This window comes from Pseudoalteromonas luteoviolacea (assembly GCF_001696455.1).
Classification (GTDB): Bacteria; Pseudomonadota; Gammaproteobacteria; order Enterobacterales; family Alteromonadaceae; genus Pseudoalteromonas; species Pseudoalteromonas luteoviolacea_C.
Map to the genome: position 1 here is coordinate 13472 of NZ_MAUJ01000012.1, position 20530 is coordinate 34001.

Consider the following 20530-nt stretch of genomic DNA (forward strand, 5'->3'; position numbering starts at 1 on the left):
TACATACTGTGCATTATGTTTTCGACAGACAGATCGCCGTATTAATGCCGCCAAACCCTAAACTCAGTGACATTGCATTGTTGATCTCTACCTCAGCCGCGCTATCGACAACCCAAGGTAAAGTGCCATCAATTGGCGCGACTAAATTTCTCGATGGGTGCAATTTATTGCGTTTCATCTGTTCAACCGTCACCGCAATCTCAACGGCACCCGCCGCACTTAATCCATGGCCCACAATAGACTTTGTGGTATTAATATGCGCATCCGTTAGGCCACACTCATTCAGTGCCGCCACTTCAACTTCATCGCCAATCACCGATCCCGAGCCATGTGGGTTGACATAATTGATGTCACTTGCCGTTAATTGCGCTTGTGCCATCGCCTGCTGGATCCCAGTCACTTCTCCTTCTAAAGAAGGGTGAGGTTGCCTATTGCCATCACTACATAAACCAACACCGCTTATATATATCTTTGGTGCGGGTAATTGTCGACTGATAGATTTTACACGCTCGACCACAATCGCCGCGCAAGACTCGCCATAAATAAAGCCGTCATGGCGCGTATCAAAAGGCCTGCAGGCCAGTTCGGGGTTGTCGGAAAAGAGGGTCGACCCCATTGCGCCCAACGAGCGTAAACTTTGACATTCCCAGTAGGACAGGTCCATTAACGCACCCACCGCGATACACACGTCAACCAGGCCACTGTCAACGGCTTGTTTTGCTTTGATCACAGCAAGTTGACCACTGGCCGAGGCACCACCGAGTGAATAGGCAAATCCTTTAATGCCAAAAGCCTCACTACATAGCCCAGCAATGTCCGTATCCATAAACGACATGGCATGCGTTGGGCGGACAAAGCGCTCTTTGCCCACCAGTCGGTCCTTGGCCAATGTCTGATCACGTTGCTGAACATTGGAACCGCCAATAATTAAACCGATGCGGCTGGGGTCAACCTCCGCCAGATTCGCTTCATCCCAAGCTTCACTTAACGTGGCCAGTGCCACTTGCGCAGTAAAGGAAGTGTTTCTCAACAGCTGAGAGGAAATCGCTGCTGGCATCACCAGCTCTTGAATTTCACTGCCGATAAAGCCCTCTGCGGGGCCCTGCGCTTGTAAAGAAGGTAGCTGCCTGCCAGGGCGCTGCATATAACCAAACCTATGTTCGGCGTTATACAGCGCTGACATCACAGCTTCTTTCCCTTGACCGTTGCCAGTCGTGATGCCGACCCCCGTAATACATACGGGGTCAAAGCTCATGTTGCTCATTCGAACTACGCTTGCTGTTCGAACATAATTTGGGCCAGCTCCCCAATATTGTTCGCTTTTGCCATTTGTGCCATTGGAATATTGGCATCCATCTCTTCCAAGGTCATCATGATGAGCTCTGAGCGGTCGACAGAGTTCGCACCCAGATCACGCAGGGAGTCTGACTGGCTAAAGTTATGAGATTCGAGCTCAGGTAATAGCTCTTTCGTATTGTTAACAATGATTTCGAATATTTGTTGTTGTTCCATCTTATTGCACTCCAAGTTATTAATTGAATTTAAAAATATTTTTGTTCTGTGTTTTTCGCAGCCGAAAGCCTGCAAAGCTTTCTTTATCGCGAAAGTGAAGGTAAATATTGTTATCTTTGATATCTGAAAAGGCCTGACCGGGTGTCACGCCATAGGAGTGACCCGGGTATATTCTGGTGCTGTCTGCAACACGAGACTTGAGTAGCTGAATACTGTCATACATTTGATATGCGGCCTCAACAGAGGGCACGATGCCGCACCCTTCAGCAAACAAGACATCTCCTGTAAACAGGTTATCGCCGACTTTAAAGCAGATACAGCCCGGCGTATGACCGGGCGTCAAGATAGGCTCCACCGTCATCGAAGCCGTCACCCAAGGGGTATTGTTATTCAGTAACTCGATGTTAGCTGCGTCAAACCCCGAAGCAGCAACCTCTTCTTTGGAGATCCAAATCGGGATGCGGTATTTCTCTGATAGCGGTTTCGCCAAATCAATGTGATCTCTGTGCGCGTGCGTGATTAAAATCCCTTTTAATTGTGCCGCGCGTGAATACAACGCGTATTCAACCTTGTCTATGTGCCAAGCAGGGTCAACAATCAGCGCATTCCGACTGATATGGTCGACCAACAGGTAGTTATAGTTGATCATGTAGTGATTAACCATTCTCAAAACAGCGACTTCTAAACTCATAGCTTCGTACCTGTTCCGACACCTTTTACTTTCCTAATTGCCAAAGAGCGCGTTAATACGCTGTTTGGTTTCCGGTAAGTGGAAGGTCTTTTTATGCATTTCTAATTCTTTATCTGTATATTGACCTAGGTTGCTGCGCAAGTAGCTGGTTGTATGCTCTTTGAGTGTGATCAGCGATACCCTTGGCTTTTGCGCTAAACTACGTGCCAACTCTAGCGCACGCGCTTGCACTTGCTCTCTCGGGACAACCGGGATCCCTATCCCGCGCTGTTCCAATTCCCCACCCCGATAATTTCTGGCACTGAACATCATTTCAGTGCCTAACTGTTCACCAAATCGATGCGGTAGGATCAGCGTCGCTCCCATGCCTGGCGTAAATCCATATTTCATAAAGTTCGCGGCATAAATACTTTCGCGACTGAGGATGATAAAGTCGGCGAATAGTCCCATCACAAATCCGCCCCCGATGCCGTGACCCTGCATGGCAGAAATCACCGGAATGGGGCACTTTAAAGCCAGACTCTGCAGGTCGATGTCCATAAAATCTCCCACGCCATTGGAAAAATCTATGAGCTCTTTCTTCGTCCCACCGCTACAAAAGTAGCTGTCATAGCCAGTTAAAATGGCAACGCGATAGTCCTTGTTCTGTTCAATTTCAGCAAATGCTTTGAGCAGGCCATTTTTCAATGCATCCGAAAACCCGTTGCGGCTTTCGGTGTCCTGCATTTTTATCGCCACAATGCCATCTTCTAGCACTTGGAGTTGAACTGCTTCGTTACTCATGATCCGCTCTTCTCCCATGGAAACGCACCGGTCGTGATATAACGGTGGATTTTGCTCAATGTACTCGGCTCAGAAAAAATCTCTTCGTTCTTCGCCAGCGCCTTTGGCATATGCTTAACCAATGAATCATCCAGTTGATTCATATATCCTTTTTGATGTCTTATGCCCACTTTGCTCAATCGCCTTAAGCGCACCAGTTGCCGTCTTAGCAAACTCTGGCTATTCCCATCCACCATATCGACCAACCCCAAACTTTGTGCTTGTTTGGCATCGATAGGCTGCGTGATAAGGCTGATCGTATTGGCCTTACTCGCACCTACTTTGCGGATCAAAAATGGCAATACGCAAGCAGGAATAAGGTCAAATAACAGTTCTGACAAACTAAATGTGGCTGCCTCTTCACACAACACAATGTCACAGGCAGCAACAAAACCGATCCCACCAGCATTGGCTTTACCACGCACATGTGCGATAGAAATATAAGGTCCGGTTGCCAGTTTGAGCCACACATTGTAAAGCGGCTCTGGATCTTGACCTTTCACCTTCCCTGCTGAAAATTCTTTACTGATGTTGTCAAAGTCGGCACCGAAGCAAAACACCTCTGGCGAGCCCTCTAACACCACTATTTTTGCATGCTCTTCACACACCGCCAGCACTGCCAGAAACTCCTCGATCAACATTTCATTGATGCTGTTGTTGGCATCAGGACGATGGATCTGAATCGTGCAGATCTCATCTTCCAACTTGACCTTTAAAGTTTCATAGCTTTGTTGAAGCACGGCCGAGTGTGGCGCTGAATTTATGACACCCATTCGTATTCCCTATGGAACTCATTGATTCTCTTCAAGAACAATACTTCACGTCCCAGTGCCTTACGCGCTTGAGGAATGAACTCTGCGTCGAGCTCTAAATTTCGAGTACCAAAACGCAGTGCATTACTGTTTTCTAGAATGCCGTCATACTCTTCCATGGTCAGCTCATAGCGCTTATCGAGTACGCCCGCGATATCTTGCTCAAGTAGTTTTTGTTGGCCTTCTTTGGTGACAATACCGCTGAAGAATTCTGAGCAACAGCCCGAACCATAAGAAAAACACGCAATGCGCTTCGGCGTTTCAAAGTCCCCATTGGCGATGGTACTGGCAATGGAAAGCGACGCCGTTGCGCCCATGATATTGCCCACCCGTTGACATAACTCCAGACCGGGTGTCACGCGTTGATTAAAGTCCTGCTCAATGTCTTTTGGCTTGGCTTTGGCCAGTTTACGCATCATGTTGCGGTGTGCACCTTTTACCATGCCGCCGAATGGGGTGTGGTATGCCATATAAGAAAAGCTCTTGGCAAAATCGGCTTCTTCTACGCGTTTTTTATACTCCAAGAACGCGTTTTCACAGCAATCTAGGTAAGATAATAGTGACAGATCCGTGTCACCTGCATCGGCATCAGGAGAAGGACGACACGTATCCATCACTTCATACCCGTAGTAGCCGTTAGCGCCGACATCAATTTGAAATACTTTAGGTTGATCACTGATCAACATCGCAACAGCACCGGAGCCACCACTTGGCTCAGCAAACGACCAGTCAGCAGAGAGGGCATCACCGCCTTCCTCCACCATGAATCGCGAGATGTCTGTGGCAATCACGAGGATTTTTGCGCCGGGTGAAACTTGCGCCAAGATAAAGTTCACCGCCATTTGAATGCCCGCAACGCCCGAATAACATGCGTTTTTCAATTCAAATAAACGACAGTTTCTGTTTAAGCCCAGTAAGTCATGGCAATACGTACTCATAGATTTGCCAAAATCAAACGAGGACTCAGAACAGGTGATCACCATTTCAATGCGATCTTTTTCTTCCGGGGTCAAGGCATCAACAATTGGCTTAGCCGCATTCACCGCAAACGTGATCGGATCTTCATACGGTAATGCCACGGTCTTTTCACGCATTAAAAGGTTGTTAAACCGCGTTGTGTCTAAATTACGGTGCTCTGCAAGCTTTTTCACATCTAAAAATGCGGTGCCTGCAAAGGCGTTCATTGCTTCAATTCCCACTGTTCTCATTGTATACGTCCATTATTTATTATGGTTATTCTTGAATAAGCTATTCAATTGATTATTTAATTGCTCGGCGGCAGCACACATTAGTTTTTCAGCGATTTTGTCCACATGCCGATTTTGCCAAGATGCCAACTCAGTACCTTTCACCCATTGATTGAATGCGCCCAAGGCTGGGCCTGTATGTACTTGGAAATTAGCTTTGTCTGATAAGTCCCCGTTGATTGCTAAACGGTTTGTGTAGGCGAAGTACCAACGAAACGCCAAAGCCATTTTGTGCTTGTCGTTACTCTGTGCTTCTTCTAAATTTTTTAATTGCCCTTTTCTTTCATTGTGTTCGATGACTTCCTGCCAAACTTCCTCAAATGATTTATGGAAGAACGAGCGCTCTATTTGCTGCCTCGTTTGCTCTGGAATATCGAACCAACTGTCGTGCTGCTTATACAAGTTGTACAACTTGTTCCCACGTGCGGGGAAGAACACGCCTTTTTTCAACACCTGCACACGCGCACCAATTTCAAACATGTCACCAGCGGGTGCATAATCGGTGTCCTGTACATTGATATTGGCCAATAAATCCTTCACTTCTGGGCTGGCCCCCGACTCAACCGTACACTGGTTGATAGAGCCGGTCAGGATGAAATCCGCATCCATCATAAAGGCACTCACGACCGCTTGAGGGGCACCAATGCCCCCGCCTAATCCCACATGAATACGGCCGGTATGCGGATATTTTTGCTGCATTTCATCACGAATAAGCGCAATGGCAGGGAACAAGACACAGGCCACCCCTTGGTCGGTATGCCCACCAGAATCGGCTTCTACGCAGATATCATGACTCATCGGGATCTGCTGCGAGAGTTCGGCTTGCTCTTGGGTTATTTTTCCTTGCGCCAGTAGCTTCTGGACAATGTCCATCGGTGCAGGATTAAGAAACGCTTTGGCCACTTCGGGCCTAGATACTTTAGCAATGATGTGGTTTTGGCACTGGATAGTACCATCAGACGCTTTCGATAATCCCTGAAGGCGGTAGTACACCAACGCGGGGGTCATAACCATAAATGCAGCGGCTTCAATACAGCGCACGCCCATTTCGATGAAAAGTTCAACGCGGTCCATTTCAATGGTGGGGCGACTTAAATGGCAGATTAGGTTGGCGCCATACATCCGGTCGCTAGGCAAGTTACTTTGGATATAACCTAAGTCACGTCTGATCTGTTCAAGACTCATGCCCGCAGCACCTAAACAGCCGAGTAAATTAGCCTTACCGAGCGCCACAACCAGCTCCTTCGAGGAAATACCTCGGTACATAGAGCCTGCCATATAGGCGTATTGTAAACCATAGCGCTCACGGAAACTGGATGCGCCTAATTCATGGGCCTTGATATTGCCTATCAGTGCCCCTTGTACACCATCCTGTGTGTCGGCTGGCGTTGCAATTTTCTCTAACACAAAACCTCCAATGAGTCCTTTCTAATAATATTTAAGGCCACTGCTTTATTCTTTTTCTATTGCTTATCTAACGAATATTATGATTGTAAAATTCGCGAATTAGCACTAGTAGAAATGACAGTAGCCCTATTTATTACCGTTAACTCATGGAGGTTTTATCCTTACATGATTGATATAATTATAATAATTACTTCATGTTAATGTACTCCCGCAGCTTCGCTAGGCTCATCAATGACACTTTTAAGGTAAATATTTTCTATCTTTAAAATCACCTCTCCAGCCATATTCGCTAGGACAATGTTGAAGGTTTTAACCCCCGGCGTTTGACGTTTATTACTGCGCTGAACATAGCTAAAACACTTGCTGGGGATGGGGCCAAAAATCGTGATGTTTTCAATGGCAAACGGTAAGTACAAGGCATTGTCATTGCTCTTTTCGACCGCGCCTGCAACTGACTGGAAGGCACCATCCATAATCGATGGGTGCAAGGCAAACTCATCTGCTGTAGGTGCAACACACGCTGGCAATTCGAGTATCGCCACAGACGCGTCATGACTTTGGTACACCTTATCAATTACCTGAAGCGAAGGACCATAGGCGAGTCCATGCGCTTGATAATTTTGATATAGATCTTGACCATTCACCCTACTTTCGTGGTTGTTAATGATGGCATTGATCTGCGCCAGATAGTTGCCTTCATCCGTATTTTCACCACTATCAGAATAATGCACGACCCCCTCACAATGTACGCCCATGTCATCGGCAGAAGCGACCTCAAACTCCTTGCTAGGGTAATTTGCACTCCCCCCATTGATAAAGGCGGTATGAATGGTTTTGTGCTCACCGCGTACATCGACCGGCATTGAGAACACCACATCTGACAACTTATACAGTGGTTTATCAGATAACAGACTCCCCGACATATACGCAATTTCTAGCAAGCCCGCCCCTGGGAAGATGGCATGGCCATTAACTTGATGGTCTTTCACAAAAGCCAGCTCCTTGGACAGCTTAGAGACAAACTCCGCGCCCTGTGAGGTCGGGAAGCTGCTCTCAATCAATGGATGGAACTGCTCGTCTTCACTCTCTGTCGGTTCCGGTGCAGCGACAGGCTCAGCTGTATTTTGCTGCGCCACAGACTTCACAGGCGCCGCTAATGATTGCTCCGTCGCATCAGGTTGAGAGACCCAATAAGGCTGCAAATCAAAAGGACTGGTTGGCAGTGACATTTTTTGTGGTGCACTCTCTTCATATAGAGATAACCATACGACCTGTGTGCCAGCGGTCCACGCCGCTGCGACGCGTTCAAGTAGCGCTGCACTGAGCGCCTCGCCGTTATCCCGTGCGAGACTCGCTTGTACTTTTCTCGTGTCTGGCAGTGTTGCCATCACCGCATTGTCGCAAGTTTGACCTTGCGCCACGCGTTGTAAACTCGTCACAAGCTCCTGTTGGCTACTGAACACAATGGCGAGACGCTCATCTTGTTCTTCTCTGCCAATTTGCAAGGTATAGCACAAGCTATCTAGATCCACATCTTGCTGACGCTGTAGATACTCAGCGTACTGGGTCACAGCTGTCGCTAAGAGCGCTTTGTTTCTCGCTGACAACACAAACAGCAATGGATGCGCAACTGTCTCGGCGACCGGTGCATCGCTGGCGATAAACTCTTCTATCGCGACACAGGCATTGACGCCACCTGCACCAAATGAATTCACCAGTGCAATGCGTGGCCCGCCATTGGCTACTTGCCACTCAGATGGGGTCGTTTGTAAATAGAACGGGGTATGCTCAAACTCAATATTCGGATTGATCTGCGCCGAATTGATCGACGGTGCCAATTGTCGATGCTTCATTTGCAGGAGTACTTTTGTCACACCCGCAATCCCCGCCGCAGATTCGGAGTGCCCGACGTTGGCTTTAACTGAACCAATTGCACAAAATTGTTTCTGCTTACTGTGCTTCTTAAAGGCTTTTGACAGCGCCACTACCTCTAGGCTATCACCCAACGTAGTCCCGGTCCCATGCCCTTCGATATAACTCACCTCTTCAGGGTGGAGCGCCCCTAGCTCTAAGGTACGCGTGATGAGTTCAGCTTGCGAATTTGGATTCGGTGCCGAATAGCCATTTGAGCGGCCACTATGCGCATGGGCAGATGCGCGCACAATACCATGAATGTGATCGCCATCTTGCACCGCTTTGTCTAACGGTTTAAGTAAAATCGACCCAACCCCCTCACTGGGGATAAAGCCATCATCGCCCACCCCGTAGCTGGCGCATTTACCATCGCCAGACAACATACGTCTTACGCACAGTGAATGGTACTTAGCCGGGTGCAGATATAAATTGACCCCGCCCGCGATTGCCATGTCACAGCCCCCAGACAGCAAGCTTTGGCACGCATAATCAATGGCCACTAAAGAAGATGAACATGCCGTATCGATAGGCATACTCGGGCCTTTGAAGTCAAAATAATATGACACCCGGTTGGCAATTGACCAGGGTAACGAGGCTGGCGATACCGCATTACCCTTGTTCCATTCATCTGATGCCAATAATTGATAAGTATTTGAGGTCACCCCAACAAACACCCCTACACTGGCCTGTTTATCCACCCCACTGGCGCGTTTAATTGATTCTTTGGTGTAACCCGCATCTTCTAACGTCGAGAACACCGACAGTAAAAACAGTCGCTCTTGTGGGTCAATAATGTTGGCTTCATGGGCACTGATATTGAAGCGTTCCGCATCAAACAGGTTATAGCTGGAGAGGAATCCCCCCCATTTACAATAAATTTTACCGTCTGCTGCTTTTTCAGGAGCGGCATCGTAGAAAGTCTCATAATCCCAGCGCTCAGCAGGCACCAGCGCTATCGATTCTTCACCCGCAATGAGCGATTGCCAGTACCCGTTGAGATCGTCACTACCGGCATAAATGCCGTGCATACCAATGATGGCGACGCGGGTGTCCGCTTGTGCTGCATCGCTTGGCTCTGTGACCATTGCATCCGCAGTATCGAGCGACGACGTATCCTCCTCATTCTGCATTTCTGGGAATTGCATTTCATAATCGACCTCGTCTTCATTCACCACCTCCGTTTGCTCAGCGAGCAACGATGCCGCGTTGAATTCAACTAATAGGTGATCCGTCAACGCATCAACGTTGTCGTATTCGTACAGTAACGTTTGTGGCAATTCACCTAAGTGTTGCTCAAGGCTGTGATTAATTTTACCGATGATCACCGAGTCAATGCCAAACGACTCAAAGCTTTCGCGACTGTCGATACGTTCAATCGATAAATTGGTTTCGGCACTGATGAGTTGCTTAAGCAGCTCTGTCAGTTGTGCTTTGGCATTGCCTTTCGAGCGCGATGCTTTTTGGCCGCCTGAGTGTGCTTTGATGGGTTGACTTGATGCCATCGCCAGCACGTGCTGCTTCAGTTTATCGGCCGCACCATACAGTGGGATCACCTGCTCAGGCGCACTGTTGAGTAACTGGCTCAACATGGCGATGCCCACGTCGGTTGGAATGGGCAACATCCCCGTTTGCGCATAGCTCGCTGTGGTTTTGTCCTCAGACAATTGCATCCCGCCAGCTTGCCAGTATGGCCAGTTGATAGAGAGTGTTTTACCACGACGTTGCCCTTCTGTAACCAGCGCTGTACGCGACTGTGCAAACGTATCTAAGAAGCAATTGGCATAGCCATAATCGCTTTGACCCGGATTACCCGTTACCGCAGAGACCGACGAAAACAACACAAACATGTCGAGATCTTGATCCTTAAGTAAGGTATCTAGATTGAGCGTGCCCGTCAGTTTTGGCGCGACCACAGCAGATATCTGACTCACCGACTTACGATAGATAAACGCATCTTTGCTTACGCCCGCGCTGTGGAAAACACCGTTGATGTGAGCAAAATCAGCTGGTAACTGTTGGAGTCCTGCCGCCAAAGACGCTTTATCTGCAATATCAGCCTGGACGTACTCAACCCGTGCACCCAACCTGTTCAATGCCGTAATTTTACGCTGCTTATCGGCGCAAAGCGGTGAGCGTCCAAGTAAAATAAGGTTGGCTCGCACTTGCTCAGCAAGGTACTGTGCCACGGCATAGCCCAATCCACCTAGGCCGCCAGTAATTAAATACACACCGGATTGACGCAATGCCAGCGCCCCTTGGTCCGCGCGAGGTGCCGAATACTCCATCAAGGACTGTTGGAAACCTTGTAGCTGCGTCGCAGAAACGGTGTAGCGCAATTGCGCACTTTGCCAATCATCTGTCGCCACCTCTTGCGCGACCCCCTGTGCCACCAATGCTTGGTTCACGGTGCCGCTTTGTGCGATAAACTCCAGTGATTTAGCACGGTACCTTGGGTTTTCAGCGCTAAGCGCTCTAAAGAATCCACTCAGTGCCGTATTGTGCGCATTCAGCATCCCCGTTTGGGCCACGCTAAATGACACGATTCGCAGCGCTTTTTGCGCATGTTTCATCAACTCGCGACACAATAACAACATGCAACGCACATCGGTGTCCAACAGCGCAGACGAGTGCTCACCTAAGTGGATCGCAGTCCCTTGATGAATGATGACATCCGGTAACGTCTCGGTGTGCTTAAGGTGTGTCGCCAGCTCAATGAGCTGTGATTCATTGGCACAGTTGAGTGTGAATCGGGTATTTTGCTCAGCCTCAAAACGGCTTGAATCACTGTCATGAGATACCGTCATCACCGATCCAGACACGCCCAGTTTGGCTAAGATCTGCGCCTGTAGTGACTTATCCGTATTCAAGAATAAGACCCTTGTAGCAGGTGAGACCTGCGGTGCAGAATGTGTGATATCACGCTGCGCCCACTGCGGTGTGAAATACACCTCTTGTGCTGTATGCCAAGGGAGATCCGACGCTGCTTGCGCAGTGTCTGCAGCGGCATCAAGTTGCGCATGCTGCGCAACATCAACCCAATACTTTTCTTTTTTGAATGGATACGTAGGCATTGAAACACGCTTGCTACCTTCGCCGAAATAGCGCTGCCACTCAATATCCAGACCAGATACCCATAATTGCGCAAGCTTATCGACGTCATTATTTTGTGCAACCGCGTCTAAGAAGGCCATGCCCGCATCACCTTCGATGAAATTCACCGCGCCCGCAGTCGCCTGCGCTTTTGAATTGCCGACAAAGATATCCGCACTCGCAAGCGTCGCCTCTTTATTGCTGCTGTCATTAGCCTCGAGCTCCAGCCACAGGTGTAATTTTTCAGTCAACTCATCAAAGCTGCTACAGACCACACCAAGGCGCTCTTCCATTGCACTGCGACCCACCATCGCGGTGTAAATAACATCTGCAAAATTCAGTGCTTGCGGTCTTTGACCTAACCAGGTTAGGTACTTATTCACATATTCACGCAACGCTTGCGGATCTTTACCCGATAGCACAAAGACTTGTGGCGTATCGCTAGATGCGCACCCTGACGCACTATCTTCAGGATATGCCTGCAAGACTAGGTGGGCATTTGCGCCGCCTGCGCCAAATGAACTGACAGAGACTCTGGCTTGCTGATCACGCGACTCGTTCAGTGGAGATAGAGTTTGTGCGACATAAAACGGGGTGGCAGCAAAATCAATGTTCGGATTCAGTGTCTTTGCATGCAGTGACGGAACGATTTGATTATGTTTTAGTTGTAGCAGCGACTTAGTCACTGCCGCAATGCCCGCCGCGGACTCTAAATGGCCTATATTGGACTTCACCGAGCCAATTGGGCACGTCTGATTATCAAGCTTAGCGTGCGCAAATGCCTCTTGTAGTCCTCGAATTTCGATGGGATCACCCAGCGACGTGCCAGTGCCATGCGCCTCAATATAATTGATAGACTCAGGGGCAATGTTCCCCTTTTGCAATGACTCATGGATCAGGGCAGCCTGAGCGACAGGGTTCGGCACCGTATAGCCATTGGTTTTACCACCATGGTTTAAGTGACTTGATTTGATCACAGCATAAATGTGATCGCCTTGTTCACGCGCCACATCCAGTGGTTTAAGTAAAATCGCGCCCACCCCTTCACCAGGCACATAACCATCGCCACCGTCACCAAAGCTGCGGCATCGGCCATCACTAGACACAAAGTTGCCTTGGCTTAGATTTAAATATTTGTATGGATGTACCGACAGGTTCACCCCTCCAGCAATGGCTGCGCTGATCTCACCTTGCTGAATATCTTTACAGGCCAAGTGGATTGCAGTCAGTGATGAAGAACACATCGTGTCCACCGCCATACTGGGACCGCTGAAATTGAAGTAATAAGAAACACGGTTTGCAATCGATGCATAAGAAGAGCCAGTGATCACCGTCTCTTTTTGTAGCACAGATTGCGCGCCATACAGTTCGTACTGGCCCCACATTACACCAACATACACCCCAACGCGTTCGCCGAAGATACGTTCGCGACTATAGCCTGCGTCTTCAATCGTTTCCCACGCAGTTTGCAAGAATAAACGCTCTTGCGGATCCAGCATTGCCGCTTCTTTTGGCGTGATATTAAAGAACTGCGGGTCGAATTTATCAAAATCTGAAACGAATCCCCCCCACGCGCTGTAACACTTACCTTGCTTGCCGCGTTGTGCGTCAAAGAAGCGGTTATGGTCCCAACGCTCCGCCGGAATTTCGCTGATACAGTCTCGGCCTTCACACAGATTTTGCCAAAATTCTTCAATATTGTCCGATTGCGGATATCTTCCCGCAAGGCCCACAATCGCCACCTCAATCTGGCGCGGTTGCGGTGCAGCCGCAGATTTCACGGTTTTGAATCGTGAAGTCGCCGCACTGTGCTGCAAGCTCGGTTTCGCGGCTTGCGCTGCTGTTACATGCGCAACAGGCTGCGTGCGTTGTGTGTTATTGGCACTCGACTGACCAAGCTTTTCTTCAAGGCGAGTACGGTGCTGTTTCAAGAAATATTTTGCCAGAGCATCCGTGGACTGATATTCAAAGAATAAGGTCTTAGGTAAATCGCCAAATTGCGCTTCAAGGTCATTGGTGAGCTGCATCGCAATCACAGAATCAATACCAAAGTGCTCAAACGGCAGTGCCGGTTTGATTTCTTTTTCTGGAATTTTCAGTGTACTGGACAACAGTTTCGCAATGAAACGCTGTGCCTGTTTAAGTAATGTCTCTGACACGGCTTCACTGACGTGATTTTGGGCTGGTTTTACAACCTCTGCTGGCGAGTCTGTACGCAGCATCTGCGCCAATTTGGTGGTATCCCCTTGTAACACGATTGCTCTTTCTGTGCCACGGCTTAGTAAACTCTTGAGGGCAGCCAAACCGGTTTGAGACGCAAGCGGCACAATCCCCGTGGCCTCTTTTAGGATAGCAAGGGTCCCCTCGTCAATACGCATACCGCCCGCCTGCCAGATTGGCCAGTTAATTGAGAGCGCACGGCCCGTACGTCGCTGCTGTTGCGTTAATTGATTGCGATAAGTCGCAAACTGGTCCATGAACCCATTGGCCGCAGCGTAATCTGCCTGACCAGGATTGCCGAACGCGCCAGATACCGACGAGAACAAGATAAAGTTATCTAACTCAAGATCTTTACTGGCAATATCTAAATTGTGTGTGCCGATGACTTTTGGCGCTAACACGCGTTGGAACGCTTGCTCATCTTTATTGAGGATATAAGCATCGTCGACCATACCCGCACTGTGAATGATGGTCGTGACTGGCTTGCCAGCCCCAGACATGGCTGCAAAACACGCTTGTACTTGCGACAACGCCTCCAAATCGACCTGCTGATAAACCACGCGCGCTGTATGTTCGTCACTCAGCGCTAGCGCCTCGGCAACTTGCTGTGCAGTACGTGTACCACGTCCCGTTAACACCACCGTGCTGTTATCGGTGTTCGCTAAGATGTCTTTGGCAACCAATTTACCAAGTCCACCTAAGCCACCCGTGATTAAAAATACGCCATCATCCGCATATGCTTGCGCATCTGTGGTGACGTCTTGAGCTTGCCATTCGATGCCTTTCACTTCGCCTGCTGTGGCGTCTAGTAACGACACATGGCGGTGCGCAGCCAGCTGCTCAAGTAATTGGGCTTGTGTGTTTGCCGTTGTGGCATCACTTAAGATCACTTGCCCTACGAATCTCGGCTCTTCCGCCATTGCAGTGCGCATCAGGCTCGCCAGTCCCATGGCGAGCGCGTGTTCTTGCCCCAGTACCAATTGCACCATGCAGTTGTCTTTATTGCTGGATGCCAGCTCAGTTTTAATGCGCGTAAAGACATAACTGGCCAGCTGCATGTAACCCTCGGCGCTGTTCGCTTGCGCAAATACCGCCTCTGGCACGTGTTCAATCTGGGTGTACGGTGTGGTAAAGGCCGACGGATCGCTCACTGGCGCTGCACTTAATATCAGCCTTCTTAGAGGCTGCACATCGTGTGGTGCATCCAGTGACAGCGATTGCCACACAGGTGATGCCATCAGGATGGCGTTTTCACCTGTTGGATCAACACTCGTTGGAGCAACACTGGTTGGATCAACACTTGCTGATAGCGCTGATTTACCCAGCGACACCAAGGTCAACCCACGGATCTGTACCGCGCATTCTCCCGTTGCTTGATATAAGTCGATATCCAGCGATAAGTATTCATCGCCGTCGGTCGTTGTACTGTGTGGCGTCAAGACCGCAATCATCTGTGCGGTACATGGTGCCAAAATGGTCATCGAGCCTTGTGAATAAGGTATATAGGCATTTTTGGCCGTACGCTGCCCTTTGGCAAACGCAGTGGCTGCAATCGCTTGAAATGCCGCATCCATCATGCCTGGGGCCAGTTGTACTTGGCCAGATGCGTCGATGGCCGCTTCATTTAGGCTTAATTTCACCGCGGGTTTATCATCGATGACTCCGACCTGCGAGATGGATTGAAAGCCTGCGCCATACTCAATCCCCAGCGCACTAAAGCGCTCATATAGCGCAGTGTGTGACAGCGATGCAGCGTCAAAGTGTGCCGCCTCAATCGCCGCGCTCGCCGTCGCATGACTCAGTTGGGCATCACTGACAAAGTGCAAAATCCATTCATCATTCACGAGGCTGTGCACTTCAACTTTGTAGTTCGCGTCGTCTTCCACAGCCAGTCGCGTCACCACCTCGGTGGCTTGAGTCACGACCAAAGGCCTCAACCAGACCGAGTTGTGTAGCACAACATGACAGGCATCCGCACTCGCAGGGACAGAGCGTGTCACCGCCTCTCTCGCCATTTCCAAATACACCACCGCAGGTAGCACTTTCACAGGCTGCGCGCCTGCGAGCGAGAGCTGGTGATGCGCAAGGAAATACTCTTCACCACTGAATAGGGTGGTGAATTTTTGTTGCTCTACATCAGATGTATTCGCATGTAGTAACGGGTGAAGTACCGCGCCTGCGCCCGCGATGACAGGCTTATCAGTAAGCTTTGGCATCGCAAACTTGTCTTTTGCGAATGGGTAACTCGGTAAGCTTAGCAACTGCGGTTGTTGATCTTGATACATGACTGCCCAGTCAACTTCAAGCCCCTTCGCCCACAGCTCCGTTAAGCGATGAACCTTGCCACTTTGCAACCATTTATGTGTCGCTTCTTTGAGGTTTTCGTCCGTATTAAACAGCGACAACGTTTCTTTGTTTGCATACGCTTGACCACAGGTCAAATATTCAATGTCCGTGTCGCCATCAACATATGCCAGCAATTTCTCCACCAGTTCCGTCCCACTGCTGACCAATACCGCAAGGCGCTCATCCATCGCTTCACGACCCATTTGCAAGGTGTAAGCAAGGTTGCTCATGAATGCGGGGGTGTTAAGCGCGTCGGCACAATCCGGTTTTTGCAAAAATGCCACTAAGTCATGCGCTTTTTGCTTCAGCTGCTGCGCTGTTCTCGCGGACAATAAAATCGCCACCATGTCCTGGTGGGGGTGCGCACTATGCGCTTGTGCTGTTGCCATATGCTCTTTGATGATCAAATGGGCATTGGCACCACCGGCACCAAATGACGACAATCCCGCATATCTGGGAATTTCTTTGCCGTCAACGACAGGGCGCTGCCAAGGTGTCAGTGTTTGATTAACATGGAAATTGGTTTTACTGAAATCGATATTCGGGTTAAGTACACGCGAATGCAACGACGGCACCAACTGGCCGTGCTTCATTTGCAAGAGTACCTTAGTCAGCCCCGCGATCCCCGCCGCAGACTCTCCGTGGCCGATGTTCGATTTCACCGAGCCGACGTAACATGTTGGAGATGCCGCCGTGATCTCTGTTGCTTCATTATAGGCACGATGTAGCGCCGATATTTCTATCGGATCCCCCAATTTGGTGCCCGTACCATGTGCCTCCAAATAGCTCACATGCCTTGGGTCGACCTTGCCAGCACTCAACGCTTGCTTGATTACATCCGTTTGCGCCACTGGGTTCGGGACCGTATAGCCATTGGTTTTACCACCATGATTCAAGGCACTTGCACAGATCACCCCATAAATGTGATTACCTTGCGCTTCAGCTTCGCTGAGACGCTTAAGCACCACGGCTCCGACCCCTTCACCAGGAATGTAGCCATCACCGCCTACACCAAAGCTCTGGCAGTGACCATCGGTCGAAATAAACTGCCCTTGGCTCAAGATCAAATATTTATTAGGGTGAATCGTGACATTCACACCACCGGCAATCGCCAGATTTGTTCGGCCAGATTTCAGATCTTGGCAAGCAAGGTGAATGGCCGTGAGTGACGACGAGCACATCGTGTCCATCGCAATACTTGGACCGTGAATGTCTAATACATATGAGACGCGGTTGGCGATACTCGAGAAGCTGCTCGCGATCCCTTGTTTTTCGCCCTGCACACTCTTTTCAGCACCAAAGAGCTGAAACTCGCTGTACATCACGCCAACATAAACACCGACTTGACCACCGAGGTTTTGCTTGGGGTGTTTCTCACTGAGTTTTTTCCGCGTATAGCCTGCATCTTCCACAGCCATCCAAGCATGTTGTAAAAATAATCGTTCTTGTGGGTCTATCGCTTCCGCTTCCGCTGGGGCGATATTGAAAAAGAGTGGATCAAATTCATCCACACCATTGATAAAGCCACCCCACTTACTAAAATGTTTGCCGCGCTGCATGCGGTCTTGCGTGTAATAATCCTGCCAACGCCAGCGTTCTTCTGGTACCTCAGTAATGCAGTCTTGGCCATTTTTCAGATTATCCCAGTACGCTTCTAAATCATCGGACTGTGGATACTGCCCACTTAATCCCACAATCGCGATTGCTTCGTCATCGGGATACTGGACCTGCTGCGCCTGACGTTGCGCCAATCTTGGGGCTTTGTTGCGCTTAGCGCGCACTTCACGCGTTGTCGCACTGTGAGACACGATGCGTGGTTTTGGCGCTGCGGCGGGTTTAGGCGTCGCGTTGTTAGATGTGGCAACATCAAACATTGCGCTGACTTTTTCGCGGTGATCTCTGAGGAAATACCCTGCCAATTCAGCAATGGTTTGATATTCAAAGAACAGGGTTTTTGGCAAGGTGTCGAAGTCTTGTTCAAATGCCTGCGTGATTTCAGTGGCCACGATAGAATCGATGCCATATTTTTCTAGTTTCTCTGTGGTATCAATTTCGTTGAGTGGCAACTTGATCAGTTTCGATAAATGACCACTGATGTAACGTTTAACCTTGTTGCTTAATAATTCTTCGTCTTGACCCAGTTGTGGTTGGGGGTCGCTTTTTTCAGCTGCAACGGTGGCCGCTTGCGTTACTTCACTCTTGAGTAACTGCGTACGGATCTTATCCAGTTCCCCTTTCACAACCAGTAAATTGTCCCCGTTTAGTTGCAGTGCTTGATAAAACAATTGGATCCCCGTTTCTGGGTCCAAAGGATGCATACCAAAGCGGTTTTGCAAAGCCTGTTGGGTATGTTCTGGTGGCGCCATGCCACCGGCCTGCCACAGCGGCCAATTAATTGAACGCGTTGCGCCAAAACGCGCCCCTGCAGCCAGCAAGCGGTTGCGATAGGCGGCAAAGTGGTCTAAAAACCCGTTTGCACACGCATAATCGCTTTGTCCGACATTGCCCATGGCGGCGATGGATGAAAACAACACAAAAAAGTCCAGCTCGATGTTTTGGCATGCCTTATCTAGGTTATAAACGCCCTCAACTTTTGGCGCCAAGACGCGCTTAAACTCGTCAAGAGACTTATTGAGTAAAAGCTTGTCATCCACCACCCCCGCACACTGTAACACCCCGTTGAGCTGGCCGTACTGTTGCTGAATTTGTGCAATGGCTGCCGTTGTTTGCGCCCCATCCGTGACATCTAACTGAATATATTCAACCTTGCCCGTAATCTGCGCAAGTTTGGCCTGCTGTGCCGCCTCAAGTTGAGCGCGACCTGCGATCAAGATGGTTGCCGAAGGCACTTGATGTGCGATTTCTTGTGCGAACACCGTGCCTACACCACCTAATCCCCCTAGGATCAAGTAGACGCCGTCAGCTCGCCACGGTTGTTGTGGATTGCCATTCACCGCGACTTGCTCTTGCCAGACTCGTTGCTGCCACTGCTGTTGCTGTTGTCGCAAGATAGGCTCAGGCTGAGTGATCCCTGATGCGATGAACTCAATGGCTTGCTGGTTGTGTGCGCTGATGTCATCTATGAGCAAGAGTTGACCGCGAAATCTCGGATATTCGGCTTCAACCGATGCCAGTAACCCTGTGATCCCTTCAATAAGGTGTTCACTTTGCTGTGCACAAACAAGCTGTAAATGCACCGCTTTGTCAGGCTGTGCTTCAAGCACATTTTTAATCATATCAAAGCAGAAAGACGCCAGTTTAATGTAATTACTAGATTTTTCTGCTTCTTCCAATTGCACCGTCGTCACCGCGATATGCGCATTGGCAGACCCCAAAGGGGCGGCAAAGACGCTGGCAGCATCAATCAGCAACACCTGCTGAATCGTCTTGTCAGCCTGTGCCCGTTGCACGCTCACTTGAGGTAATGTTTGCCATACAGGTTTGGCAATTAAGCGCGATATTGGGGCTGTTTCGGTGGCTGCTTGGGCCACTTTTCGTGACGAAAACCCAGTGGCTTGTAACACACACTGACCTTGCTCATTGTAGAGATCGAGATCCAGTTTTATCAGGTTGTCCGCGGTGGAAATATCACTGTCTGATTTAAGCCTTGCGTACATCGTCTGCGTAAACTCCGCAGCGATTTTCACCGACTCCACGGCAAACGGCAACATAGGTTGGTCAGTAAAAGCCGCAGGGTCATCAAATAAACCAATGGTACTTTGCAATGCGCCATCAAGCATACTTGGATGCAGCCAATATTTGTCGCCAGCCCCTTGGCATGCCGTCGGCAGTTGCAAGGTGGTCAGTACTTCTTTGTCCCCCTTAACCAAGCCTTGGATAGCTTGAAAAGCTGGCCCATAGTGCAGGCCAATATTTTCATATGCCTGATAGAGCTCTGTGGCTGAGAGCGCCTCTCCGGCAATGCGCTGCTGCACATTCGCCAGAGACTCTCCGATTTTAAATGGTGTCTGATGTAATACACCAGTCCCCCGGCATAACACCACTTCTTCCTCCGCCTCAATGACAAAGATTTCAAAGTCTGTGCGGGTATCATCCACGGGGAATAGCTCAATATGCGCTTGTTGCTTTTGCTCGACAAGCAGCGGTCGAACCCACACGATGTTTTGCAGTTCAACGAAGCGGCCACTGGCGGCATCATCGGCTTGCAATTCTTGCGCGTCAACCAGTGCAGCACGTGCCATTTCCAGGTAACACACACCGGGAAAGATCTTACTCAACGAATTTGCACTGACTTCAACTTGGTGGTCTTTTAGGAAAAACTCTTCCCCACTAAATGTGCTGGTATAGCACTGCTTGTTAAAGTTCGACTTATTTGTCTGTAAAAGAGGATGAATAACCTTAGCCTTTTCAGCTCCCTCTGCAAATTGTTGTATCAAACTTAGGGCATCACTTTTTGCTAAGTTTTTGTTTTTTACCTGTGATACAAGGTGTTCTATAAAGTTAATCAT

Annotated in this window: 8 protein-coding genes; all 8 read right to left on the reverse strand. The window is 49.3% G+C overall.

Translation table 11 applies throughout. The annotated features are described in order from the left end of the window. Window positions 1-13 precede the first annotated feature (13 nt). The 8 genes from A7985_RS22685 to A7985_RS26285 all read right to left on the reverse strand — a co-directional run bounded on the left by A7985_RS22685 (window position 14) and on the right by A7985_RS26285 (window position 20530). Window positions 14-1264 (reverse strand): beta-ketoacyl synthase N-terminal-like domain-containing protein, encoded by a 1251-nt coding sequence (locus tag A7985_RS22685; protein WP_065792704.1) that lies wholly within the window; start codon window positions 1262-1264, stop codon window positions 14-16. A 5-nt stretch (window positions 1265-1269) separates the two neighbouring features. Beyond that, window positions 1270-1512 carry an acyl carrier protein gene (locus A7985_RS22690; protein WP_065792705.1) on the reverse strand — a complete coding sequence of 81 codons (243 nt, stop codon included), beginning with the start codon at window positions 1510-1512 and terminating at the stop codon, window positions 1270-1272. Window positions 1513-1531: 19 nt separating this feature from the next. Beyond that, complete coding sequence (locus A7985_RS22695) at window positions 1532-2203, reverse strand: MBL fold metallo-hydrolase (RefSeq protein ID WP_065792706.1); 672 nt, start codon at window positions 2201-2203, stop codon at window positions 1532-1534. 33 nt (window positions 2204-2236) lie between these two features. Next, window positions 2237-2986, reverse strand: a complete 750-nt coding sequence (locus A7985_RS22700; RefSeq protein ID WP_065792707.1) for a polyketide synthase — start codon at window positions 2984-2986, stop codon at window positions 2237-2239. Further along, on the reverse strand, window positions 2983-3798 hold the full coding sequence (locus A7985_RS22705; protein WP_065792708.1) for an enoyl-CoA hydratase/isomerase: 816 nt from the start codon (window positions 3796-3798) through the stop codon (window positions 2983-2985). The genes A7985_RS22700 and A7985_RS22705 overlap by 4 nt, the downstream gene beginning before the upstream one ends. Further along, the gene (locus tag A7985_RS22710) at window positions 3786-5045 is read right to left on the reverse strand and encodes a hydroxymethylglutaryl-CoA synthase family protein (protein WP_065792709.1); all 1260 of its coding nucleotides are present in this window, start codon (window positions 5043-5045) and stop codon (window positions 3786-3788) included. The genes A7985_RS22705 and A7985_RS22710 overlap by 13 nt, the downstream gene beginning before the upstream one ends. 12 nt (window positions 5046-5057) lie before the next feature. After that, window positions 5058-6491: a PfaD family polyunsaturated fatty acid/polyketide biosynthesis protein gene (locus A7985_RS22715; RefSeq protein ID WP_081310687.1), complete on the reverse strand. Its 1434-nt coding sequence runs from the start codon at window positions 6489-6491 to the stop codon at window positions 5058-5060. A gap of 197 nt (window positions 6492-6688) precedes the next feature. Beyond that, the gene (locus A7985_RS26285; protein ID WP_065792710.1) at window positions 6689-20530 is read right to left on the reverse strand and encodes an SDR family NAD(P)-dependent oxidoreductase; all 13842 of its coding nucleotides are present in this window, start codon (window positions 20528-20530) and stop codon (window positions 6689-6691) included.